Origin of the sequence: Mesorhizobium sp. M0195, from assembly GCF_040322115.1 — a bacterium.
Classification (GTDB): Bacteria; Pseudomonadota; Alphaproteobacteria; order Rhizobiales; family Rhizobiaceae; genus Mesorhizobium.
This window is the reverse complement of sequence record NZ_JAMYSV010000092.1, coordinates 1-654: the sequence shown is the minus strand read 5'-3', so window position 1 is coordinate 654 and position 654 is coordinate 1. Positions and strand designations below refer to the sequence as shown.

General features: G+C 55.7%; 1 protein-coding gene. It reads right to left on the bottom strand.

The genetic code is table 11. The features are described from left to right. On the bottom strand, positions 1 to 628 hold a 628-nt coding region (locus NKJ12_RS32155), incomplete at its 3' end, for a thioesterase domain-containing protein (RefSeq protein ID WP_352707739.1). Between the last annotated feature and the right edge of the window lie 26 nt (positions 629 to 654).

Genomic DNA, 654 nt, shown 5'->3' with positions numbered 1-654 from the left:
CGAAGCTCTCATCATCTAAGGGTTCAAAAGAATCGAGCACGACGTCTCGTACCATTTGGATGGGTGATATCTTTGTCACGTTTGCAGGTAACGTAACATCGATCAACGCCATGAAAGAGATAGCTTCATCGAGACCCAGTAAGAGCTGGGCTTGGGCGTAAGCCAAGATCCCGCCTGATGAGTATCCAGCGAAACGATACGGACCCTGCGGCTGGATCTTTCTAATCGCCACGAGGGTCTCCGCGGCTATCGCCTCAAGAATTGGTGGACAACGGTTATTGAAGGGGGGCCATGGCAGAGCGTAGACGGGACAGTCTACGTCCATTTCCTCCACCAACCTGAGGACGTAGGAACAATCGCCAAAACCTGTGGGGACAAAGAAGAGCGGTGGCTGCGATCCGGTTGGTCGAATGGAAATCACTCCGCGACTCCTGGACTGTGGCTCCAAATGAATCTTCGATGCAAGTTCCTTCAGAACAGGGGCTTGGAAGAGGTCAGCGGCGCTAAAGTTCAGCCCAAGATCTAATGCTCGACTGAGCAACTGCACCGCCAGGAGCGAATGGCCGCCGAGCTCGAAGAAGTTGTCGTGGCGTCCGACCCGCTCGAGACCGAGAAGCTCCGCCCAGATCTGCGCCAGCGCCGTCTCGACCGCGC